The organism is Puniceibacterium sediminis (assembly GCF_900188035.1).
Lineage (GTDB): Bacteria > Pseudomonadota > Alphaproteobacteria > Rhodobacterales > Rhodobacteraceae > Puniceibacterium > Puniceibacterium sediminis.
In genome coordinates this window covers 10,436-36,509 of the sequence record NZ_FZNN01000023.1, presented here as the reverse complement: position 1 = coordinate 36,509, position 26,074 = coordinate 10,436, and the positions used below count along the sequence as shown (strand labels likewise).

The window sequence follows — 26,074 nt, the reverse complement described above, 5'->3', positions numbered from 1 at the left end:
ACAGAGTTCATTGACAGTGCATTGCACAGACAGATGCAACGGAATCCCTCAAGGGTGGCGTTGCGCGGGGCGTCTGTGTGTCTGGACTACGCCGCGCTGGAGGCGCACAGCGTCGAAGTGGCGCACTGGGCGCAGGACAATCTGCCGACGCACAGCGCCTCTGTTGGCCTGTGTTATCACCGCGATGCTGCGTTGATCCTGTGCGTTCTGGGACTGATCCGGGCCGGGATCGCACCGCTCATACTCGACCCGGCGGATCCCCCTGCCCGTCGGCGGCAAATATGCGCGCAAGCCGGCGTAAAAATCTGCCTTGGCGATACCGAAGAGTCAGGCCCCGACCAGAGTTTTGACCCTTTCGCCCTGTCGTGCTCCGGTCACGGAAATTCCGCGCAAAGGGTCGCGCCATTGCCGGAAAGAACGGCCGAGGATTGGGCCTACCTCGTGGCCACCTCCGGCTCCACCGGGGTTCCCAAATGCGTGGCCATGCCCCACAGGGCACTCGGGCCGCTTTGGTCCCGCGAGGCAGAGCGCGTGCTAGGGAACAGACCACCCGTGGTGGTCCGCGCCGCAGCACCGGGCTTTGATGTGTTCTTTCAAGAGCTGTTCAGCACCCTCGGCAACGGCGGTACATTGGTTCTGTGCGATCGCGATACCCGCCTCAGGCCCTCGAAATTCCTGGATGCCGCGACAGAAGCTGCCGCCACGCGGGTCTTTCTGACACCCAGTATGCTGCAAATGCTGGTAAGTGCTGCCGCAGATAGGGACGTCCTGCCAGTGACCCTGCAAGAGATCACCGTGGCGGGCGAACCCTTGGTTCTGACCCCGGCGATCCGGGCCCTGATGGACCGCCTGCCAGGCTGTGCCTTGGTCAATCAATACGGGCCCTGCGAAACCCACGTGGTCAGCGAACACCGACTTTTGCCAAACAGCGCCCCCTGGCCGGAGCGGGTGCCCATCGGCAAGGCCTTGCCTGATGTCGAGCTTACCCTGATGGACACATCTGGTCGCCAGATTGAAGGGCCGGGCACGGGCGAGTTGCTCATCAGCGGGCCCTGTGTCGGGGCGGGTTATCTCTCCGCCGCGCAGCTTGCGCCATTTTCGCCAGACGGTCCGCGCTTTTCCACCGGTGATCTGGTTCAGCGCGATGCGGACGGGCTGCTGCACTACCTAGGGCGGCTTGATGCGCAAATGAAATTGCGCGGGCGACGGGTTGAACCGGCCGAGATCGAAGCGGCGATTCTACAATGCCCGGGCGTCAAAGCCGCCGCCGTTCAGTTGATCAAAGCCCCCGATGGGGGCGACGTCCTGGTCGGCTACGCGGTGCCCGACGCCCGGCAAGACGTGGATGGCGCGGAAATCTACACTGCACGGTTGCGGCAGCAGGCCGCGAAACACCTGCCACAGGCGCTGCATCCTCACACATGGATGATCCTGGACAGTCTTCCAATGACCGCAACCGGAAAGCTGCGGCGCGCCGATTTGCCCATGCCGGATTTTGACGCTGGGTCAGCGCAACCCGATGAACCCGACTCTGCGGTGCAACACGTGGCGCGCCTCATGGCCGAGGTGCTGGGCAAGGACGTCGTGTCTCCCATGGCCGGTTTTATCTCTTCGGGCGGCGACAGTCTGCGGGCGGGACTGTTGCTGGACCGGCTGTCAAAGGCTTTTGGCCAGCCGGTCGGCTTTGACCTCTTAGCTCGTGCACAAAGTCCGACCGAAATTGCTGCCGCAATCGCCGCAATGCCTACGCCCACATCCGGGCGACGCGCGGCTGACCCGCATCAAGACAAGCCTCTGTCGCAACTACAGGAAGCCTATCTTTTCGCGCGGGAACCCGGGGTGGAGCTTGGCGGGATCGCCGCCGGTATCCTCTTCGACATCCGCCTGACGACGCTGGATCAGGGGCGGGCCGTTCAGGCGTTCGAGGCGCTTCTGGGCCGCCACGCCTGGCTCTTGGACGGCGTCGATCTTTCGGGCGCGCGGGTGTCCCGGTCGCAGGGGCACGGCGCCGAACAGATAGACATGCGCTCTATTTCACCCTCTGAGGCAGAGCAGCGTCTCAAGGATCTGCGCCAGCGGTTCTCTCGGGGCGCTCTGGATGCCGCTGAGGGTCCGTTGTTCAGGCTGGCGCTGGTCCGATTGGCGGATGGTTTCCGCCTGATTGGCTTTTTCGATCTCTTGCTGGGGGATTTCTCAAGTCTGCAACGCCTCGTGCAAAGCGCGCTGCACCTTTATGAAGGTACCACAGAACCCGTCACGCTGGACGACAGACGCCCTGGTGTCGCACCGATCCCAGCAGTGAATGTGTCCGCTGATCCCGCACCTCTGCCAGCCGCGCCCGCCTTGCCGCTCCGAAGGGCCCTGCGCGAAATCGAAGCGCCACAGTTTCACCGGCGACAGGGAAAGCTGCCCGAGAAAGACTGGCAGCGGTTGTGCAGACGGGCGAGCGGTTGCGGCGTGACGCCGACCGCCGTGCTGGCGGCCCTCTATGCCGAGGTCCTGTCCCACTGGAGCGAGACACCGGTGTTTTCGCTCAACATGCCCTGCGCCCCGGCACGATGCGCACCGCTCGGCGGTGCCGATCAAAGCTATGCGACCCTGGTACCTTTCGATTTAAGCGCAGCGGCGCCCTTCGAGGCCCGTGCGCGCGAGGCACAACAGCAAATCTGGCAGGCAATGGCCGCTTCATCAGCCGAACAAACCGACCGACAGTCGCTGCGCGAGATCGGTCTGGTTCCCGTGGTTTTCACCAGCTTGCTTGGCTACGAACTGGGGTCCGCCGAAGCGGCCCTCCTGGGATGGGGCCCCTATGGAACCGGCGCTGATCTGGACGGACATGTCCAGACCCCGCAGACAGTGATCGACCATCATGCGGGCGAATTGTCGGGCGCGCTGCACTACAATTGGGATATCGTCGATGACGCCTTTCCGGACGGCCTTGCCGACGCGGTTTTCGCGGCCTACGGCAAGGCCTTGGCGCAGATCTCCGCCAAGGACGCCAATTGGCACGCAGTGCTTGATGCAGAGCAGTTCCTGCCAAGCCGCGCCCCAGAGCTTGCGGCCCCTGCTGCCCCGCCCACCAGCCTGCTGGTCTGTCCGCAAAACCCTGGCTTTGGCCTGACCACGCCGTCGGAGACGGTTTCCGCCAAAGAGATGAACATCCGTGTTCAGGCGCTCGCTGAGCGGATCAGTGCCGAGGGCATCGGGTCCGGCGATCTGGTGGCCATCAGCGCGCCCAAGTGCGCCGCGCAGATCGTCACCGTGCTGGCCATCGCGGCGACAGGTGCCGCCTATCTGCAGTTGGACAAATCCTGGCCCGACGCCCGCTGTCAAAGCATCCTTGAGAGTTCAGGCGCGGTTCTTGTGATCTCCATCGCAGCGCTTGAGGCCGACATCCAACTCACGCGGGTTGGTGCATTACAGCCAACAACACCCAAAGATCCGGTCCAACCTCCGCACCCAAGCGACTTGGCCTATGTGATTTATACCTCGGGAACGACCGGGCAACCGAAAGGCGTGGCCATGTCCCATGGTGCCGCCAAAGCCACGATCGACGCGGTGACAGCGCGCCTTGGACTTGGCGCAAAGGATTGCGTGCTTGGTATCTCGTCGCTGGCCTTCGACCTTTCGGTCTTTGACATTTTTGCCTGCCAGAGCACCGGCGCGCACTTGGCCCTGCCCGATGCTGCAACGCTGCGCAGCCCCACGGCGCTGGCAGGCTTTATGGCCGAAAACCGGGTCACGCTGTGGAATTCAACTCCGCTTCACCTTGAGGCGTTGATCACCCACCTAGAGGCCAGCCAAGGCAGGCTGCCCCCATCCTTGCGGGCGATCCTGCTAAGTGGTGACTGGATCCCAACGGGTCTGCCCGCGCGGATCCGCGCCCTTGCTGAAAACCCGCCAAGGATCATCAGCCTGGGTGGCGCGACCGAGGCCGGCATCTGGTCGGTCTGGCATGAGATCGGCGTCGATGATCCGCCGCCCGGCTGGACAAGCGTGCCGTACGGTCGGCCACTTGAAGGACAAAGCGCAGAGGTGCGCGACGCATCCCTGCGACCGCGTCCCGACCATGTGGCGGGGCCGCTTTACATCGGAGGGGGCAGCCTTGCGGATGGATACTGGCGCGCACCCGAGATCACGCGCAAGGCATTCGTGCAGGGCCCGGCAGGCGAGGGCCGGTTGTACCGGACCGGAGACATCGCCCGGCGCCATCCGGATGGCATGCTGGAGCTTTTGGGGCGCGAAGACCGGCAGATCAAGCTTTTGGGGCACCGCCTGGAACCCGCCGAGATCGAAGCGGTCGCCGCCAAGGTGCCGGGGGTCGCCGCCGCTGTGGCCCTGCCCCTGCGCGACGGGAAAACCACGGTGGGCCTGGATCTTTCAGTCACGCCGCGCACTGACGCAGATGACGGGCTAAGCAAAGCGGTGGAGACAGCGCTGCGCAACTGGCTGCCCCGAAACATCGCTCGGATTTCAGTGCGCTGCCTGGATCACCTGCCGGTCACGGTAAACGGAAAACGCGACCCGGCGGCCTTGCAGCAAAGGCCCGGGGCATCCGCGTCCGGAGGCACACCATCGGACGCACCTCTGTCGATCGTGCTGGAGGAAATCGCAAGGCTTGGTTGCGACGCCGCCGCCCGCCCGGAGGCAAGCTTCTTCGATCTTGGCCTGACCTCGCTCGACTTGCTGCGCCTGCGCAATCGGCTGAACGAAAGGTTTGGCCAGTCGCTTGCGATCACGTCGCTGTTTGCCCATCCCAGTCCAGCGGCCCTGGCACAGCAACTGGCAGAGCCGTTCGCAAACAAGCCCTGCGCCCCGGCCATACCAAAGCAGGATCAAGGCCGCGTCCAGGACATCTCTTCGCCTGGCACAAGGGACATCGCCGTCGTCGGGCTGGCCTGTCGGTTTCCAGGTGCAGAAAACGCCACGGCGTTCTGGCGACAGTTGCAGCTGGGGCAGGACATGATCACCCGCTTCACGCGGCCAGAGCTGGCGGCACTTGGCGTGCCGGATCATCTGGCGCAAAATCCGCTTTATGTTCCGGTTCGCCCCCTTGCCCCGGGTATGGAGGAGTTCGACCCGGAATTCTTCGGCCTGCCCGCTTTCGAAGCGGCGCGCATGGACCCGCAACATCGCGTCATGCTCGATCTGGCCTGGGAAGCACTTGAAGGGGCGGGGTTGCCGCCTGACCGTGTCCCATCGGTCGGTGTCTTCGCCGGATGCAACGAAAGCGCCTATCTGGGTCGGACCCGGATCGGAACGCCCCAGGAAACCGCCGAGGGGATGGCGCTACGTCTAGCGACAGATCGCGATTACGTTTCGACGCGGGTGAGTTATCTTCTGGGTCTCGAGGGGCCCTCGGTGACGGTTCAGACGGCCTGTTCGTCTTCGCTGGTTGCGGTGCATCTGGCCTGTCAATCGCTGCTGCTGGGCGAATGCGATGTGGCGCTGGCCGGGGGGGTGGCGCTGCAGGTGCCGCATCGGACCGGCTATCTTTGGCAAGCGGGGGGATATGCCTCGCGCGCAGGGGTCTGTCGGCCCTTCGATGCCGAGGCGGACGGCACGGTCTTCGGCTCGGGCGGCGGCGTGGTGGTGCTGCGACCGCTGGCCCAGGCGCAGGCGGCGGGCGACCGCATCCTGGCCGTGATCAAGGGGTCGGCCATGGGCAACGACGGCGCGGCAAAGCCCGGGTTCGCCGCGCCCTCCGTCGCTGGGCAGGCGCGCACCGTGGCCGCCGCGCTGGCGGTCTCTGGCGTGCCCTCGACGCAGATCGGCCTGATCGAGGCGCATGGCACCGGCACGCCGCTGGGCGATCCTACCGAGGTCGCGGCCCTCAGTGCGGCCTTTGACGCGGCGGGCGGCGCGCGCAATGTGGCGCTGGGATCAGTCAAGGGCAATATCGGTCATCTCGATGCCGCCGCCGGGATCGCCGGGCTGATCAAGCTGGTGCTGGCGCGCGCGGCGGGGCAACTGCCCGCGAGCTTGCATTTCACCCGCGCCAACCCCGAGATCGCCTTTGCGCCAGGTGCGTTTTACGTCAATACCCGCGCCAGACCCTGGCCCAAGCGGGCGCCCTACGGCGGCGTCAGCGCCCTAGGAATCGGTGGCACAAACGCCCATGTGGTGATTGGCCCCGCCCCCGAAACTGCGCCCAAAGCAGTGCAGCCACCTCGCCCGGAACAGGAGGCCGAGGCCCGCGATACCAGCGCGGTGCTGGTGCTGGCCGCGCGGTCTGCGCCGCAGCTGCGGCGGCTGGCGGAGCGCTGGAGCCGCTGGCTGGCCGGACCGGGCCGCGCGCTGGAGGCCGGTCGGATCGCCGCCGCGGCAGCACACCGCCGGGCCGATGGGCCGCACCGCCTGGCCCTCGCCGGGGCCGATCCGGCGGAGTGGTCCAAAGCGCTGGCCGCCTTCGCCACAGCCGCCGACCGTCCAGAGGCGAGCGCCCCCGCGCAGCCCGGTGTGCGCACCCTGCCCGCCGCACCCGGGCAGGTACAGAGCGCGCGCAGCGGTGCGGCCCCGGCCTGGATCTTTTCCGGGCAGGGCGGCCAGAGCGTCGGCATGGCGCGCGCATTCCGATCAGCGCCCGGTGCCGGTCCGGCCTTTGAGCGCTTTCTCGCGGCCCTGCCCCGCGACGCCGATGCCCCGGGTCTGGCCAACCTGCTGTTCGGCACCGGCGATCCGCAGCGGGCCGCCCGCGCGCTGAGCCAACCCGGCCCGGCGCTGCTGGCGCATGTGGCGCTTCAATGTGCCATCACCGCCTTCTGGCGGGCGCAGGGGCTGACCCCGGCGGCGGTGCTGGGCGTCAGCCTGGGCGAGATTGCCGCGGCTCATGCCGCCGGATGCCTGAGCCTGGAGGCCGCGGCCGTCACGGCAGCCAACCGCGCCCGGGCCCTGTCTGAGACCGATCCTTCGGGGCGCATGATACAACTGCCCCTCGGCACCGCAGAGGCCCGCGCCCTGATCGAGAGCCATAGCCCCGGTGCGCTGCAAAACGGCACCCTCTGGATCGCCGTCGAGGCCGGACCAGAGGCCACCGTCATCGCCGGGCGCACCACCCCGGTCGATGCCCTCTGCGCGGCGCTGGCAAAAGCTGGACCATCGCCGCGTTCCCTGTCTTGCGGTGGTATTGCGAGCCATGGCCCCGCCGTGCAGGCCGCCGCAGCCCGTCTCGCCGCCGGGGCGAAAATCGACATCTCCGGACCGCCTGACTGCCCGGTCTATCCCTGCACCCAAGGTTGGGAAGACGGCAAAGACTCCCCCGCATTCGATGCTAAATACTGGGGCGAAAATCTGTCGCGCCCGGTGCTTTTTGGGGCTGCCGTCACGCGGCTGCTGACCGATGGCCACCGGGACCTGCTGGAAATCGCCCCGCGTCCGCAAAGCCTTTTTGCCATCGATGCGATCGCCCGGCAAAACGGTCGGCCCGTGACCCTGCGGCAAAGCGCCGACATGACCACATCGGGCAGCCTCCTGCCAACATTGGAAACCCTCGCGACACTGATCCCGAACAGCGTTGCCAAAAGCTGGCAAAATCCTGGAGAAATTCACCCGACCCCTCACCTGGACCTGCCTAAGATGCCCATGGATCGCCGGACCTTCTGGACCGACGACAGCATCGCGAAAACCGAAGGGACCGCAGACAGCAGCGGATTCATGCTGCGGCCAATCTCCAGCCCGGCGCTGGAGGCCGAGGTCTTTGAACTCGAAATTTCACAGACCACAGACTGGTTGAAAGACCATCGAGTGCAGGGCAGTGTCACGGTGCCCTTCGCCGCGATCATCGCGATCCTTGCGCAGGCGGTGCCCGGAAAACTGCTGACCCGGATCGAGCAAGAGGCGCCGCTTGAGCCCGGATCCGGAGTTCTTAAATTGCAGGTGATCCGCGACCGGTCGGACACCCTGTCCTTGCACGCAGCAGAAAAGGGCGCATCGTCCCCGGAATGGAGGCGCATCGCTGTCGCGCAGCTTGTAAACGACACGCACCTTGACACCAAGGTGTCCGATGCGTCCGAAACCACGCAAGACCGGCTGGACGGCTCCGAGATTTATGCGCGCCTCGCGAAGGAGGGCCTATCGTTCGGCAGCGACTACAGGCGCCTCACGCGCCTAACGCGAGGCGCGTCGGGGCAGGTCACGGGGCAGATCAATGCGCAGGACGTCGGGCCAGTGGCGCTGCACCCCGGGGTCTTGGATGCGGCCATTGTGACCGCCGCCTTTTGCGGGAAGGATCGGTTGTCAATGACATCGGGCCTGCCCAGCCGGGCGGCAGGTTTTTGCTACACACCCGGCGCGCCTGTTGCGGGCTGCGCCGTGACGCGCCGAGACGATGGCACCTGTGATATCACGCTGACCGATGATGCCGGGAAAAGTATCGGCGCCATGACCGGGCTGGCATTCGATGCCCAAGCGCCCGGAAAGAAATCGGCCCCTCTGCGCTGCATCACCTGGCATCCGACGGACAGGCATTTTCCCCTGTGCCATAACGCCCTGCCGACGGTGAGCATTCAGGGAAATACGCCGCTGGCCAAGACGCTGCGCAAGGCTCTGACCGACGCCGGGCTCCCGCTTGCCGCGCGGTGGCAGGACATCCCCAAGGGCGGCATGGTGATTTATGCCAAGGCCGGGCCAGGCCTGCATGCGGCCCGAATCTGCGCCGATTTCAGTAAATCCGCACGGCAGATGGTCGAAGTCGGTTTTAGCGGAAGAGTGGTTGTCGCCACCGAAGGCGCGGTCGCCACCGATAGTAAAGAGGCGCCCGATCCGGACCTTGCAGCCCTTTGGGGCGCCGTGCGCAGCGGAATGGAAGAGCTGCCCGATCTTAACTTTACCCTTGTCGATCTTGATCCCTCGGACACTATGGCAACAGCCGGGGAGTTGGCCTTGGCCTTGTCGCAGGCAGAATTGCCACGCCAAGCGGCGCTGCGCAACGGGCGCATCCTGTCCCCGGACCTGACGCCTGTGCCCCTGACCGCAACGGGCGACTTTCACACCGAGGGCAGTTGGCTGATCACAGGCGGTTTCGGCGGTCTTGGCCTGCCTCTTGCGGAGTTTCTGCTGGCCGCTGGTGCGCGGAAGGTCGTGCTAAGCGGGCCCCGGCTGCGGTCAGAGATGCGGGCGAGGCTGAAGGCCCGGCCAGATCTGCGCGATCACGTCAGGCTGGTCGTCTCTGACGCGAACGACGTCGAGGGAATGCGGCGAGTTCTGGACCCGATCGGCGACCTGAGCGGGCTCGTTCATGCGGCGCTTACGCTGGACGACCGGGTTTTGCTGGACACTGATCAGGCCGCCTTTCATCGCACGATCGCCCCAAAACTGGCGGGTGCGCGGGTTCTTGACCGCCTGACACGCGGGCGGGATCTCGCACATTTTGTGTTGATGTCCTCGCTAAGCGGCATTCTCGGCGCGCCGGGGCAGGCGAATTACGCCGCAGCCACTGCGGCCATCGACGCACTTTGCCAGCAACGGCGCCAAAGTGGCGAGGCGGCCGTCAGCATGGCGTTCGGACCCTGGAGCTATGTCGGATCGCCCGCAGAGGCCTGGAGCGGAACCGCCCGTTTCGAGACGCTTGACCTGACAGAGGGCCTCGCGCGGATCGGGCGTGTGCTTGCGGCGGGGCAGCACATCCCGGCGCTTGTCGTTGCCTCCGACGCCCAGTTCGACGCCTTTACCGCCTGGCAGACGCGCGATGCATCACACGGATCCGGTGCAGGCTCGGGCCTGGATATCCAAGGCGATTTCGCCTGCCACCTGGCCCGGCTGCTTGCGCGGCGGCTGGGCTGCGACGCCTCTGCGGTGCCGCGGGATCAGCCCTTGGCCGCCATGGGCTTGGATTCTCTGGCCATTCTGGAGTTGCGCAACGAGTTGGCGCGGGACTTGGGCATAATCCTGCCACCCAAAGATCTGATCACCGCACGTGATTTTGCGACGATCGCTGCCTGCCTTGCCAGGGAAGGCGCGCCCAAAGATCCGCCGATAGCGCATCCGAAAGAGGGTGCCCCGGCAGAGCCCAAAACGGTCGATACCATGAGCGACGCCGAGGTTGAGGCCGCGCTGGCCACGCTTTTGATCCGGGAGACAGAAACGTGACAAAAGCGGGCCCAGTGATTCAGATGCCGCAGAATACCTCGGCAGAGGACAGACGCGCCCTGCTGCGCAACCTGCTGGCGCGCAACGTCCAGAACAGCGGCGCCCAGGCGCAGGGCCCGTGCCAAGGGGATGCGCAGAGCTTTCCGTTGACCGAGATCCAGCGCGCTTACTGGCTGGGACGCAACCCTGAATTCCCGCTTGGAGGAGTCGGCATCCACGGATATTTCGAAATGGACTGCACCGACCTGGATCTGGAGCGGCTTGAAGAGGCCTGGAATCAGACCATCGCCCGGCACGACATGATGCGCTGCATGGTGCAGCCAGACGGGATGGTGCGCATCCTTGAGGAGGTTACGCCCTACAAGATCGCCTTTGAGGATCTGAGCAATCTGCCGGAGGTGCAGCGTCAGGCACGGGTGCAGGAGTTACGCAAGCGGATGTCGCATCAGGTGTTTGATCCGGCACACTGGCCGCTCTTTGAAATCCGGGCCTGCCGGATGGGGGGCCAGACAACGCGCCTGTTTTTCAGCGAGGACGCCATTCACATGGACCTCGTGAGCAGCGAAATCGTCGCTCGGGATTGGGCGAGGTTTTACAACGGTGTGGCATTGCCGCCGCCGCCGGAATTGACCTTTCGAGAGGTAGTGCTTGGCCAGATCGCGGCACGGCCCAACGTTCCGATGCCGGGCCAGTGGGATACGGCACTGGATTGGCCGGACCCGCCGAACATTCCCGGACCGCCCGATGGCGCGCCGCCCGAGATGCGCTTTACCCGACGCAGCTTGCGGCTATGCCCGGCGACCTGGCGCAACTTTTGCACCCAGGCGACCCGGTGCGGTCTGACCCCAAGCGATGCGCTGCTGGCGATTTATGCAGACGTCCTGCGGGCATGGAGCACAACACCGAGGTTCATGCTGAATGTCACGCTGCAGAACCGCCCCTCCGAGCCGCCGGAGATCGCGCAGGTCGTAGGCGATTTTACCGACTTCATTCTGGTGGATATCGATCTGTCGGTGTCCGTGGGTTTTGCAGAACGCGCGGCACGTCACCGCGACGCGCTGTGGTCGGCTTTTGAAGATCCGGACCGCCACGGCGTCGATGCGCTGCGACGGATGGGTCAGTCCGATGGCCAGTCCGGGGGCACAACTCAGTCGCTAGCGCCCTTTGTCTATACCAGTGCCCTCGGCACCCAGGGCTACCGCGCGCTTGAGGCCTTCGGAGATGTCGTATTCGAGGTCACACAAACCCCGCAGGTGCTGATAGATCAGCAGGTCCTGGTGCAAGACGGCGCTCTGCATCTGAGTTGGGACAGCGTCGACAGCGCCTTTGCGCCCGGCGTTGCAGCCGCCATGTTTGATGCCTTGCAGCGGCGTTGTCAGGAACTCGCCCATGATCCGACGGCCTGGCAGTCTAAAAGCGCCGTCCCACTTCCCCCCGATCAGGCAGAGCGGCGTGCGCGTATGAATGCCACTGACGCACCGATCCGTCAGGGGCGGCTTGAGGAGATCTTTGTCGACACCGCGCAGGCTTTCCCCGAGCGGGTGGCCTTGATCGAGGGCCAGACGATGATGCGGTTCGGCGACCTGTTGAAGGCCAGCCGGGGGCTGGCATCGGCCTTGTCTTCGAACCTGCAAGGCCGCCCGCCCGGGCCGGTCCTGATCTGGCTGCCAAAGGGCATCGATCAGATCGTTTCGGTGCTGGGCGTTCTTCTGTGTGGCAGGCCCTATCTGGCGATGGACCCCCACACACCCGCAGAGCGACTCCGCGAGGCGCTAAACCTCACCGGGACGGTGGCGGCTATCGCCACATCCGAGTCCGGCCTGCCCGATCTGCCATCGGTCGACGCGGTAGACATCATATCGCCAAAGGCGCGGGCCGAGGGTCCGCTCCGGCCGACGCAGCCCCCTAGCGACACCGCCTATATCCTGTTTACCTCTGGCTCGACTGGTACGCCCAAGGGCATTCCGATCAGGCACAGCAGCGTGATCAACCGCATGGACGATGTACGCGCCCGTTTCGGCCTGACCCACAGCGACAAGGCCATCGCGATCAGCGCCCTGCACCACGACCTCTCGGTCTTCGACATATTCGGTGTGATGGCCTGTACCGGCGGCGCGATGGTGTTCCCGACGGATACAGGCGTTGGCGACCCGACAGAGTGGCTCGACCTGATCAGCCGACACAAGGTCACGCTTTGGAACACCGTGCCCGCCTTTCTGGAAATGCTCCTGGCGCTACCGCAATTCCCAACGCAAGCAGCGGCGCAGCCTTGCCTCGACACGCTGCGCCATGTCTTTCTGTCCGGGGACCTTGTGCCGACTTGGCTGCCGGACAAGTTGCGGAGCAACGCGGGAAACGCGCGTATCCATGCCCTTGGCGGTCCTACCGAGACGACCGTATGGGATATCGCCTACCCCGATGCCGACTGTCCGGAGGGATGGCAATCCGTGCCCTATGGCGTGCCCCTGGCAAATGCGGGCTATCACATACGCCATGAGGACGGATCGGACTGTCCCGAATGGGTGGCGGGTCATCTTTGTCTCTCCGGCGCGGGACTCTCTGCGGGATATATCGGCGGAGACCCGAAAGACCGCGCGCGGTTTGCCCTGGACAGGGCCACCTGCGCTCCGCTGTTTTGGTCCGGCGATCTGGGCCGCGCCCGCCCGGACGGGCAGATCGAATTTCTGGGTCGCAGCGACCGGATGGTCAAATTGCGCGGCCACCGCGTGGAACTGGCCGAAGTCGAATCAGCGCTGCGCGCGCGCCCCGAAGTGGGGCTTGCCGTGGCCTTTGTGATCCAGGCCGCAGACGGGACCAAGCGCCTTGCAGCCGCTGTCACGCCGCGCGACGGGGCGCCCGGCGCCGACCCTGTACCGGAAATCGAGCTGCCTGCCCCAGATCCGGATCTCCTCTTGCCAAGTACCGCCCGCGAAACCGCGGTTGCCTTTTCCGCCAGACCGTTGGCGTACAAGGACGTTGCGCAGTTCCTGGCGACCTTCTGCGCCCTGCCGCGCCCCGACGGCCGCCCGCATCGTCTGCATCCCTCTGCAAGCGGGGCCTATAGCGTCGAACTCGACGTGATGGTTCATCCAGGCACCGTCACCGGCTTGGCCAGCGGGCTCTATCGTCTTGATCCCGATCGACGCTGTCTTGACCGCCGCACCGATTTGGACCGGCTCCCGCCAGAGGCACATGCCGACCGAAACCAGCCGCTGGCCAAGACCTCGGCCCTGACCCTTCTGCTCAGTTATGATCCGGATGGTCTGGGCGAGAGCTATGGCGCAAGAGGCCACGACCTTGCCCTGCTCGAGGCGGGCTATATCGGCCAACTGGCACAAACCGCAGCCGCCGGACTAGGCTTGGCCTCTTGCCCGCTCGGCGGCCTCGGTCTGCATCCCGGTGTACTGCGCAGCGGTCGGGTCCTGCTGCACGCCCTGCTGATCGGCTGCGCTCCGGGATCCCCATCTGTCAGCAACGACTGGCCCAGCTCCCAGGCCCGTTCTCTGTCACAGGGGATAGAGGCGGCGCTGCGGCCACAGGCCCGCCCCGCCCCGCTGCTCTTGCTGGACAAACTGCCGCTGACCGCTAACGGCAAACCCGATATCCCGACGTTGATCCAGCGGGCCGCGGCGCAGACAACAGGTGCCCCCCACGCGATCGACGACGTCAAGCCTGATGCCCCGAAAGCGGCACCGCTTTCCGCCTCTGCGGTCCACGCTCTGGAAACCGCTTTGGCCGAGATCATCGGCACAAAGAATTTCCCACGCTCCAGCGGGTTTGCCGAATTGGGGGTTTTCTCGGCCGATCTGGTGCGTCTGCATTCCAGGCTCTGCGACGCGGGGTTTCGACTCACACTTCCTGACCTTTTCAACACACCGACCGTCGCGGCCCTGGCGCAGCGGCTGGCGGGGGACAATGGCACCAGCGACGCGGCCTTTGGCACCGCCAGAGGTACGCTACGCCGCGATCGCCTGATGGCAGCGAAGGAGCGCAAATGAGTTCAGAGACGGATATCGCCATTGTCGGCATGGCGGGCCGCTTTCCCGGCGCCGCAGATATCGCCGCATATGGCCGCTTGCTGTTCGAGGGACGCTGCGGGCTTCGGCGCCTGGACGACGCGGAGATCCGCGCCGAAGGCATCTCACCAGACTTGCGGGCCAATCCGAACTACGTGCCCTTTGGCGGCCCGATTGAAGATATTTCGCAGTTCGACGCGGATTTCTTTGGGATGACACCGCGCGAAGCTGCGCGCACCGACCCGCAACAGCGGCTGTGGCTGACCCTTGCCTGGGAGGCGCTTGAGGATGCGGGCCTGCCGCCCGGCAAGGCTCACATGACCGGGATCTTTACGGCCACTGGCACATCGAACTACTGGATGTTCAATCTTGCAAAGCGGGACCCGGACTGGTTCGGATCGCCCGAGTATGTCGAAGGTTTGCTGCTGGCCGACCGCGATTACGTTTCGACGCGGGTGAGTTATCTTCTGGGTCTCGAGGGGCCCTCGGTGACGGTTCAGACGGCCTGTTCGTCTTCGCTGGTTGCGGTGCATCTGGCCTGTCAATCGCTGCTGCTGGGCGAATGCGATGTGGCGCTGGCCGGGGGGGTGGCGCTGCAGGTGCCGCATCGGACCGGCTATCTTTGGCAAGCGGGGGGATATGCCTCGCGCGCAGGGGTCTGCCGGCCCTTCGATGCCGAGGCGGACGGCACGGTCTTCGGCTCGGGCGGCGGCGTGGTGGTGCTGCGACCGCTGGCCCAGGCGCAGGCGGCGGGCGACCGCATCCTGGCCGTGATCAAGGGGTCGGCCATGGGCAACGACGGCGCGGCAAAGCCCGGGTTCGCCGCGCCCTCCGTCGCTGGGCAGGCGCGCACCGTGGCCGCCGCGCTGGCGGTCTCTGGCGTGCCCTCGACGCAGATCGGCCTGATCGAGGCGCATGGCACCGGCACGCCGCTGGGCGATCCTACCGAGGTCGCGGCCCTCAGTGCGGCCTTTGACGCGGCGGGCGGCGCGCGCAATGTGGCGCTGGGATCAGTCAAGGGCAATATCGGTCATCTCGATGCCGCCGCCGGGATCGCCGGGCTGATCAAGCTGGTGCTGGCGCGCGCGGCGGGGCAACTGCCCGCGAGCTTGCATTTCACCCGCGCCAACCCCGAGATCGCCTTTGCGCCAGGTGCGTTTTACGTCAATACCCGCGCCAGACCCTGGCCCAAGCGGGCGCCCTACGGCGGCGTCAGCGCCCTAGGAATCGGTGGCACAAACGCCCATGTGGTGATTGGCCCCGCCCCCGAAACTGCGCCCAAAGCAGTGCAGCCACCTCGCCCGGAACAGGAGGCCGAGGCCCGCGATACCAGCGCGGTGCTGGTGCTGGCCGCGCGGTCTGCGCCGCAGCTGCGGCGGCTGGCGGAGCGCTGGAGCCGCTGGCTGGCCGGACCGGGCCGCGCGCTGGAGGCCGGTCGGATCGCCGCCGCGGCAGCACACCGCCGGGCCGATGGGCCGCACCGCCTGGCCCTCGCCGGGGCCGATCCGGCGGAGTGGTCCAAAGCGCTGGCCGCCTTCGCCACAGCCGCCGACCGTCCAGAGGCGAGCGCCCCCGCGCAGCCCGGTGTGCGCACCCTGCCCGCCGCACCCGGGCAGGTACAGAGCGCGCGCAGCGGTGCGGCCCCGGCCTGGATCTTTTCCGGGCAGGGCGGCCAGAGCGTCGGCATGGCGCGCGCATTCCGATCAGCGCCCGGTGCCGGTCCGGCCTTTGAGCGCTTTCTCGCGGCCCTGCCCCGCGACGCCGATGCCCCGGGTCTGGCCAACCTGCTGTTCGGCACCGGCGATCCGCAGCGGGCCGCCCGCGCGCTGAGCCAACCCGGCCCGGCGCTGCTGGCGCATGTGGCGCTTCAATGTGCCATCACCGCCTTCTGGCGGGCGCAGGGGCTGACCCCGGCGGCGGTGCTGGGCGTCAGCCTGGGCGAGATTGCCGCGGCTCATGCCGCCGGATGCCTGAGCCTGGAGGCCGCGGCCGTCACGGCAGCCAACCGCGCCCGGGCCCTGTCTGAGACCGATCCTTCGGGGCGCATGATACAACTGCCCCTCGGCACCGCAGAGGCCCGCGCCCTGATCGAGAGCCATAGCCCCGGTGCGCTGCAAAACGGCACCCTCTGGATCGCCGTCGAGGCCGGACCAGAGGCCACCGTCATCGCCGGGCGCACCACCCCGGTCGATGCCCTCTGCGCGGCGCTGGCAAAAGCTGGACCATCGCCGCGTTCCCTGTCTTGCGGTGGCGTTGCGGGTCATGGCCCTACCGTGCAGGCCGCCGCAGCCCGTCTCGCCGCCGGGGCGAAAATCGAGATCTCCGGACCGCCTGACTGCCCGGTCTATCCCTGCACCCAAGGTTGGGAAGACGGCAAAGACTCCCCCGCATTCGATGCTAAATACTGGGGCGAAAATCTGTCGCGCCCGGTGCTTTTTGGGGCTGCCGTCACGCGGCTGCTGACCGATGGCCACCGGGACCTGCTGGAAATCGCCCCGCGTCCGCAAAGCCTTTTTGCCATCGATGCGATCGCCCGGCAAAACGGTCGGCCCGTGACCCTGCGGCAAAGCGCGAACATCTCCACATCAGATACACTTCTGCCAACGCTCGAAACCCTCGCGACGCTGATCCCGAACAGCGTTGCCAAAAGTTGGCGAAACCCGGGAGACCTACAGTCGGCCGCGCACCTCGATCTACCCAGGATGCCCTTGGACGAAAAACGGCATTGGATTGATCCACCCTCCAAGGGCTCGACACCGCAAATCCAAACGGCGCAGGCCGGTCCCCGAGGTCTTTTGGGCGCGCCGTTGTTCGCTGCGGATGCCAAGGACCGTGCCGTGTTTCACGGCGTCTTGGCCGGCAATTCGCCCGAATGGCAGGCGCATCTTGTCAGGGGCCGTGTAACGTTGCCGGCCGCCGCGATTCTGGAACTTGTTGTAAGCTGCGCCCAAGAGGTGACACAGAGCCGATGCGCCGGTTTGCGGCACCTGGAATTCCAAGAGCTTGTGTCGGTTTCCAGGGGGCAGGAACTGCCTTTGCAATTGATCTTGCATCGCGACAGCGATCACTGGCAATTCGAATTGTACAGAGGCCGCGCGGAGAGTGGCGCGCAAGGTCACGTACGCGACTGGACTCAGACCACACGGGGTCAAATCCTGCTGGGTGCCCTGACCACGCCAGAGCCTGCGTGTTTCCCCAGCGAGGGGCTTGAGGATGTTCTGCCGGGCGCTTCAGTTTACGAAACGCTGGCAGCCCGGGGCGTGGCGCTGGGGCCGACGCTGCAACTGATCGAAAGGGTGGCCATCTATCGCGACCGGCTTGCGGCCCAGGTAGATCTGCAGGCTCAGAATGGTGCAGCCCCCTATAGGGTGCTTGACGCGGCCTTTCAGACGCTGGCCGCCGACCCTGAGGCACATGCATCTGGATTAACCGTGCCGACCGCAATTGCGGCGCTCGATCTGCACCAGCCGATAAGAGGTGACGATGTCTTGTTCGATATTGAGGTCGGTCGAGGCAGAGAAACGACCAAATTGGAGGTGATCGGCCCGGAGCGCCGAATTCATATTGCCCTGAGGGGCGTGGAGACACGGGGCGTGACAGCGCTCGAGGACGACATGCCCTGGCTTCACCGGTTGCATTGGGAGGCAACGGAGGCCAAGCCACCCTCGCGGGTGCCAAGCAATGAAGGGTCAGCGCAACGGGGCGCCAAAGTTCTGCGCGCACCGGATTGGTCCGACCTTGGCCCAGAGGACCTGCCGTCGGCGGCGGCCTCGGTCTGCGCCGATCTTTTGGCAACGGTTCGCCAGCTGTCGCAGGAGGGTCACGCCACGGCGCGATCCTTGACGCTCTTGGTGCAATCGGACAGCGCAGAAAACCCCAGTACTGCAGCGGCGCGGGGGGCGGCGGCAGGATTTCTGCGCACGCTGAGCGTGGAATATGCGGAATTCTCGCCGCACTTGGTTCAGCTGCCGAACGACATCTCGCAGCCCACCGTTCGCGCGCCCGGGGCCTCAGTGCCGGAACCGGAAATGCGCGCCTCTCAGGCTGGCTGGCAGGTGCCCCGCATTGTTCCCATATCCGGCGCCCCTGGAACGGTTCGGTTGGATGGCGCGCATCTGGTCACGGGGGCCAATGGCCGGATCGGGCCGGTCCTGCTTGCATGGCTCGTCGAGCAGGGCGCAGAGGAACTATTGCTCGTTCTGCGGAACGGGCCCGGGCAGGCTCTGCGCGACGCGATAGAAGACGCGGAGCAGAAGAATATCACCGTGCTGCTTCACCGGCTGGATCTGACCCAGGCGCTGTCGCCCAGCGACTGGGCGCCCGTGCTTAGTAGCGCCAAGGCACCACTACGCGGCGTGTTCCATCTGGCCGGTACGCAAATCGAGGAACCCACCGAACATTTGGACCTCAAAGGTCTTGAGAAAGCGGTTGCCATCAAGGCGGGCAGCGTCGCTGCACTCGCCCAAGCCGTGTCGCGTGAGGACCTGCGCCATATGGTGTTGTTTTCCTCGATGGCCGGGCGTCTCGGAGCGCCTGGTCTTGCGGCGCACGCGGCGGCGTCAGCCGCCCTGAGCGGTCTGGGAGAGGGGCTGCTGGCCGACGGTATGCCGGTCAGCGTATTGGAATGGGGCCCTTGGGCGCATCCGAATCTTGCAATGCAAAATCAGGCGCATGGCGCCATGGGGTTCGAGATCATGCCAGAGCAGGCGGGAACCCGGATACTGGGCACCGCTTTGACCGGGGGTCCGGGTATCTACCAGATTTTTCAATTTGATCCGTCGGTCTGGACCGCGCGTTTTCCCAGCCTGGGCCTGCCGCCGCTGCTCAGCTACATCTGCGACCAGCGCAGCCTGCCAACTGTATCAGAGCACGCCGCTGAGCCTCTCGCGAAAGCCGCCGAGATCCCTTGGCGCAAACCACGACAAGCAAAGCGCATGGTGACTCTGAGCACGCAGAGCGCGCTCGGTCGCGCGCTCGGACTGTCGGTGTCGGATTTGCTGCCCGATCAGCCCTTTGCCGAGATGAACCTCAGCTCGATGATGGCTTTGGAAATGCGGGCGCGGCTTGAGGACGAACTTGGGATTGTTATCCCGACCACCACGATCTGGCGTCACCCCACGCTGGAGCGGTTGACAGAGGCCTTGGTTGACATCGGCACGCAGGCCACCACCCCCGGCGACCCGGCGTCACAAGACAGGGACAGCGCGTATGAAACGCCAGAACTTTGACGCGTTGCAGTCCCCGGTCTCGGTGATCGGCGCCGCTTGCCGTCTACCAGGAGCTATCTGCGATCCCGCCTCTTTCTGGCAATTCCTTGACCGGGGCGCGCGTCTGCGGGCACAGCGGCCCGGCCCGGCGCGCTTTGGCAACCCCGAGTTGAAGGCGCCAAAAGCCGCCGCCGAGGCGATGTATCTCGATCAGGTCGATCTGTTTGATGCGGCCTTTTTCGGCATTTCACCGCGCGAAGCCATGCGCATGGACCCGCAGCACCGGCTCTTCTTGGAACTGGTAATAGAGGCGCTGCACGACGCGGACATCTCGCCAGAGGCTCTTTCCGGGCGTTCGGTGGGTATCTACCTGGGGCTATACGGCGCGGATTATGCCTGGCTGCCCGAGGCCATGGCCTGCCCGCCCGACGTCCATTCTGCCTCGGGCGGCGGACCCGCTTTTGCTGCCAACCGGGTGTCCCATGCGCTGAACCTGCGGGGCCCGTCCCTGGTGGTGGATACGACATGTTCCTCCTCATTGGTGGCCGTGCATCTGGCCGTCAGCGCCCTGCAAGCCCAGGAGTGCGGGATTGCCATCGTCGGGGGCGTCAACCTGATCCTGTCCGCCGATGTCGCGGCTAGCGGCGCCAGCGCGGTGCCTTTCCCGCCAGGGGGACAATGCGAAAGCTTTGCCAGGGATGCCTGCGGCGCTGTAATGGCAGAGGGTGGCACGGTGCTGGTGCTCCAACCCGCGCAAGACGCCCGCCGACAGGCGCGGCGCGAGATCGCCCATATCCTGGGCACAGCCGTAAACCACGACGGTCAGGCCAGTTCTCTCACCGCGCCCAATCCGGACGCGCAGGCCGAGGTCATCCAAAAAGCCTTTGAAGTTGCGGGAGTGCCTGTTGATCGGTTGGCCTACCTCGAAGCGCATGGCACCGGCACAGAGTTGGGTGATGCGATCGAGATCGAAGGCGCTGCGCAGGCCCTTGCATCATTGGGCAAGCGCTCAGGCGCTGTCGGGATCGGCGCGATCAAGGCGCAACTTGGCCATCTTGAGGCCGCCGCTGGAGCCACGGGCCTGCTGCGCGCCTGCCTTAGCCTGCAACATCGGCGCGTCACCGGTCACCCAATGGCGGGTCCGCCGCACAGTGCCTTTGCGAACACGCCGCTGCTTTTCCCCGCCACAGAGGGCCTTGCGCTGGAGACCGACGCGCTTGTTGGGGTCAGCGCCTTCAGCCTTGGCGGCACGAATGCGCATGTGGTGCTGGGCGCGCCCGCCCCCCCGGACCAAAGGCAGGAGGTCAGCACGACCGGACCGCAAAGCTGGACCTTACCGATCTCGGCGCGTTCCACAGAGGCGCTGAGCGCACAGGTAACACGGCTGGAAAAGGCCCTGAACGCGCCGCCCCTTCGCAGCGCAAAGCTTGGCGATATCGCCGGAACGGCAGCGCGCGGCAGGGCGGGCATGCCGTTCCGATCTGCGATCACGGCCAACAGCCTGGCGCAACTGCGCGTCGGGCTGGAACACGTACAAAACCGCCTGGCTGCGACCAATCTGATACGCCGTGTGACGCCGGAATACCGCGAGGTTGTGTTTGTTCTGCCTGGACACGGGTCGCAATGGGCCGGCATGGCCAAGGGATTGCTGGGCAATGACCCGGTGTTCGACCGCGCGGTCGCGCGACTTGATTCGCAGTTTCGCGCGCATATCGACGTCTCCGTCTCGCAACTTCTAGACGCGGCGAATGATCCGGGCTCGCTGCGCCACGCCTTGCACGCGCAGCCGGCTTTGTTCTGCGTTCAGATGGCGTTGGCCGAGATGTTCATGGCGCGCGGCCTCCAGCCTGCTGCCTTTTTGGGCTATAGTGCTGGAGAGCTGCCCGCCATGGTCCTGAGCGCCATGCTGACAGAGCAGGAGGCGGTCCGGCTGTGTGCGACGCGGGCGCAGCACTTGGCACACGCGCCCGAAGGCGCCATGCTTTCGGTCCGGCTGGGCGAAAGCACCGTCCGGCAGATGCTTTCGCTGCGGGCGCCGAAACTGGAGCTTGCCGCAGTCAATGGCCCGGAAACAGTGATTTTGTCTGGCCCGGCTCGAGAAATGGCAGCCTTTGCGCAAGAGCTGGAAGATCAGCAGATACTCTGCATCGACGTGCAGGTGCCCTACGCCTTCCATCACAGCGCCATGGCCGATACCTCGGCCGATCTTGAATCGTCGCTTGCAGAGGGCAGCCTTGACTGGCAGGAGGCTCAGCAGCCGGTGTATTCCTGTGTTCTGGGCGGACGGCTGTCGCGCGATCGGCTGACACCATCATATTGGCGCGCCGCCGCCTGCGATACACTGCGGTTTGATCGCGCAGCGCAGGCGGCACTTGAGGACGGGTTTCGCACCTTCCTTGAGATTTCTCCCTCTGCTGCGCTGGTTGGCGATCTACGAGACCTCTTCCGTGCAAACGGCAGTTCTGCCACTGCCATCGCGTCGCTGCGGCGTGGCGTGGATGACCAGCGGGCACTGGCTATCACCGGAGCCGAGCTATACGAGACCGGCGCCATCGACACGCCTGCAGCCTTCAACCCGGGCCCGGGAAACGACGTGGCGCTGCCCACCTATGCCTGGCAGCGCCAAAGTTTCTGGTGGCCCGCAGTGCCAAAGATGGCACCCGAGGTGGCAAAGACTGGGGACGAAGACAAAGTAACCCCCTCCAGGGTTTGCTATGCGCTGCAATGGCAACAAAGCGCACCGGCGCCATACCAATTGACCCTGCCCGGACCGGAAGCTTTGGCCCGGATCGACGCCGCCACGAAGATCGACACAGAAACAGAAGCGCTGGCCCTCTATGCGCGGCACGAGCCTGAGGTCACGCAAATCTGCGCCGCCTTTGCCGCGCAGGCGCTAGGCAAATTGAGCGCCGGAGGCCCTGTCCCGGATGCCAGCATTTTGGCCGACCGGTTAAACCTTGCTGCTCCCAAACAGCGCCTTCTGGAGCGGTTTTATCACATTGCCGCCGCTGCGGGCGGTCCGCAAGACAACACAGAGGCCCGCCACCAGACATTGGCCGACGATGATCCGCTTGAGGCACTGTCGCGACTGATCGAGGCCTTGCCCATGGCCCGCGCCGAGCTTGAGATGCTGGCCCGTACCGGGCCGCTTTTGGCGGACATCGTGCTTGACGAGCGCGACGCGCTTGACCTGCTGTTCCCCGGCGGGAATGCCAGCCAGGCAGCGGCGCTGTTTTCCGACTCCGGCATATCCAAGGTGATGAACGCGATGGCAGCCCGCGCCGTTGGCGCTCTGATCGCAGATCATCCAAGCGGCAAAGGCCCCCGTGTGCTTGAGATCGGCGCCGGGACCGGCGGAACCACAGCGGCACTCCTGCCGGTGCTGACCCGGTCAGGCGGCGCCTATACCGTCACCGATATTTCGCCCACGCTGCTGCGCCACGCCGAAGCGCGGTTTTCCGAGACGACGGCGCAGATGCGCTTCGCCCGTTTCGACATCACCAAGCCCGCAGACCCGCAGGGGATTGCGCCCGGCAGCTTTGACCTCGTCGTCTGTGCCAATGTACTGCACGCCACGCCGGATCTCGAGGTGTCACTGAAAGCGGTGCACGATCTGCTTGCCCCAGGCGGTGTATTCCTGCTCCTCGAAGCGGTGCAATCCCAAGCCCTGGTGGACCTGACCTTTGGCCTGACCCGAGACTGGTGGGCCTTTGAAGACAGGGACCTCAGGGCAGATCACCCGCTGTTGCCGCTGCCATCCTGGCGCAATGCGATTTCGCGAACCGGGTTCGGGTCCGTAACATCGCTCCCAGAAAGCGAAGCGCTTGCCCGGCAATTGGAAAGCGCCGTCATTCTGGCCCGCAAGCCGACAGTGGGCACGGACGCGCAAGACAGAACCTGGTTTGTGATTGGTGGTCACCCTGCCCTGCGCGGCGCCGTCACGAAGGCACTGGCACCGTTGTCACATGATATCATCGAGGTTGCGGCGCCGCCCGGTGAACTGCCCGCCGCCTTCAGCGAGGCTGGGCCCTGCGGGATCGTGGATCTACGCGGACTGTCCCATCGAGCGCCGGAAATCGGCACGGCCAGCGCCGCCATGTCCGGCCTGCGCGAGGTGGTGCCCGGTGTGCTGACTCTGGTCCGACTTTTAGCGCAACGGCGCGGCCAGGCACCAATGTTGATCTTTCCGACCTCCGGGGCTACCCGGCCGCTGGCCTGTTCCACTGCGGTCGATCCGGTGCAGACCGCGCTCGCGGCGCTCAGTGATTCACTGGCCGCAGAACATCCCGATTGGGACGTGCGCAGACCCGACATCTGCCCGGCCACCGCCCAGGCCTGTGCACAGGCCATCGTCGCCGAAGCGCGCACAACGCGCCGCGATCTGTGCCAAACACATCTTGGTGCAGAGCGATACACACCGCAGCTCAGGCCGGTTGGCGCCACGCCCGACCTGCGGCCTCGGCTTTCGCCAGAGCGGATCTTTGTGATCACCGGCGGGCTGGGTGCGCTGGGGCTGGAAATCGCCGACTGGCTTGTCGAGCGGGGCGCACGGCAGCTGTTGCTGGCGCAACGTGGACAGGGCAGCGAGGACGCCGCGACACGGGTAGCAGCGCTGCGCGCGCGCGGCGTCGCCGTCGCCCTGCACCGCGTCGATCTGAGCGACCCGGAGGCGGCTTCGGACTTTGGCCAACGACTTGCGGACATGCCCTTGGGCGGCATCGTGCATGCGGCAGGCGTTTTCCGGGATCGGCTGCTGATGCAACAGGATTGGGAGGGGTTCGAGGCCGTCCTGTCGGCCAAGCTGTTCGGCGGCTGGGAAACCCTTGAGGCAATCTCCGCGCACCCGAAGGCATTTTTGATATATTGCGGTTCGGCAGCCGGGCTTTTGAACCCGGCCGGCATCGCGAACTACGCCAGTGCCAATGCCTTTCTCGGGGGGCTAGCGTCCCGCGCCCGGTCCTGCGGTCTGAACGCGACAGCGATTGCCTGGGGCGGCTGGTCAGGACTTGGCATGGCGACGCATCAAAGCGGACGCTGGTTCGACCGCTGGAAGCGCATGGGTATCTCCAGCCTGTCGCGTGCCGATCTTTTCGCCGCGCTCGATCTTGCACAAAGCGGGCAGGCCCCGCCCGAGCTATGGGTGATGGATGTCGACTGGGCCCGCTATGGCCAGGGACAACCCGAATGGCGCCGCTCCATCCTGCCGGAGGCGCTGTGCCCACCCCAGGCCCCGCCTGTTGCTACGCTGCCGCCGCAATCGCCTTCATCCAACGCCCTGGATCGCACGGCGTTGGCCAGGCCTGGCAGAGGCCAAGATGTCATCGACACCCTGCGCCGGTGCTGTCTGCAAATCCTGGAACTGGGAGAGCACTATGACCTGGAGCCGGACATGCCGCTGGCCGATCTGGGCCTCGACTCCCTTCTGGCCATCGAATTGCGCTCCATGATCTCGGAGGTCTTTGTGCTTGATCTTGCCCCGACGCTGCTGTTCGATTGCCCGACGCTGGAAGAACTCGTGTTGCAGGTAGAGCATGACATATCGCGAGACGCCGCACTAGCGCCCGGGCAATGAGCCGCGCGCGAAAATGTCGGACGTCATCGCAACCAGGCGGTCGATCTCGCTTTCACGCGTCATGTAATGAAGGCAAAAGCGCACTGAATGCGGCCAGCTATGCAGGCGGGCCACCATGCCCTGCGCATCGAGTGCGCGCAGTAAGATTTCGGCGTCCCGCTGCGGCACAGACAGCGCCAGGATACCGGCCCCGGAGCGGTTCCCCAAAAGCTTCAGCATTTCGTAACGCTGGCACAGTTCGGACAAGCCCGCGCGCAGATGCGCCGTCAGGTGCCTAATGCGCGCGAAACGCTGCTCGGGCGCGGCGAAGCGATCAGCACACTCCAGAGCAGTGCGCCATCCCGGCATCAACCCTACTGGCAATGAGCCGCAGCCAAACCCAGCGGCGCCTGAAGACAGCGACAGCGCCTCGGGCGCGTTTCGATCAATCGCATGCCAGCCGATCTGGCTGGGCAAAAGGCGATCCCCGCGCAGTACACAGGCCGCGAGTCCGTCCGGCCCGCCAAACCATTTCTGTGCCGACACGGCGTATAAGTCGATATCAAGGCCCTTCAGATCGACCGCCCGCGCCCCTGCCGACTGGGCGCCGTCGATCGCGATCACGGTCTCTTGGGCAACACCGCTGCGCACGGTCGTCACAAACCCCGCCAAATCCAGTGCGGCACCCGTTACCCAATCCACATGGCTCAGCAGGACCATGCGCGTGCGCGAACACAGGCTTTCCGACAGGCGCTGCGCGAAATCCGCCCCGTCATAAGGACGTTGCACACTTCGCAGCGTCACCCCGTATCGACGCTCCAGCACCCGGGCCCACAGCCAGCTGCCCGGCGGTTCCGCCTCGCCGATGAGCAAAACGTCGCCCCGTCGCCATTCCAGTCCGGCAAAAGCCAGAGACAATCCCTGCGAAATACTGGAGCAGAATACCAGCTCCTGCGGTTCGGCTCCCAGTCGGGCCGCCAGACAATTGAGCAAGCCGCTTTCTTGGCGACGCAGAAAAGCCGCGCCCATGCGCGACCCGGGCCCCACGCTTTGCAGGGTATTCTGGGCCTCGGTAATTGAGTCGATGGCCGCTTGCGCCATCACCCCGCGCGCGCCAAAGTTGAAATAGGCAAGCTGCGACAGGGCGGGAAAAGCCGCGCGGGCGGCCTCGATATCAAACGCCTCGGACGCCGGTCGCCAAAGATGCCTCAAGT

The 26,074-nt window shown here is 65.6% G+C and carries 5 protein-coding genes; 4 read left to right on the top strand and 1 reads right to left on the bottom strand.

The features are described from left to right. The first annotated feature begins 33 nt into the window (after positions 1-33). From CHB75_RS18500 to CHB75_RS18485, 4 genes are read left to right on the top strand one after another with little or no spacing between them, the layout of a single operon-like run. Positions 34-10,086: a type I polyketide synthase gene (locus tag CHB75_RS18500; RefSeq protein WP_089273247.1), complete on the top strand. Its 10,053-nt coding sequence runs from the start codon at positions 34-36 to the stop codon at positions 10,084-10,086. After that, the gene (locus CHB75_RS18495) at positions 10,083-14,084 is read left to right on the top strand and encodes a non-ribosomal peptide synthetase (RefSeq protein ID WP_141135149.1); all 4,002 of its coding nucleotides are present in this window, start codon (positions 10,083-10,085) and stop codon (positions 14,082-14,084) included. The genes CHB75_RS18500 and CHB75_RS18495 overlap by 4 nt, the downstream gene beginning before the upstream one ends. After that, positions 14,081-19,330: a type I polyketide synthase gene (locus CHB75_RS18490; protein ID WP_089273243.1), complete on the top strand. Its 5,250-nt coding sequence runs from the start codon at positions 14,081-14,083 to the stop codon at positions 19,328-19,330. Before CHB75_RS18495 ends, CHB75_RS18490 begins: the two co-directional genes overlap by 4 nt. Then, positions 19,311-24,881: a type I polyketide synthase gene (locus CHB75_RS18485; protein WP_089273241.1), complete on the top strand. Its 5,571-nt coding sequence runs from the start codon at positions 19,311-19,313 to the stop codon at positions 24,879-24,881. Before CHB75_RS18490 ends, CHB75_RS18485 begins: the two co-directional genes overlap by 20 nt. Here CHB75_RS18485 and CHB75_RS18480 read toward each other — a convergent pair. Then, a complete protein-coding gene (locus CHB75_RS18480; RefSeq protein ID WP_176439198.1) occupies positions 24,864-26,072 on the bottom strand; it encodes an aminotransferase class V-fold PLP-dependent enzyme in 1,209 nt (402 codons plus the stop codon). The two genes, CHB75_RS18485 and CHB75_RS18480, sit on opposite strands and share 18 nt — an antisense overlap. Positions 26,073-26,074: the final 2 nt, after the last annotated feature.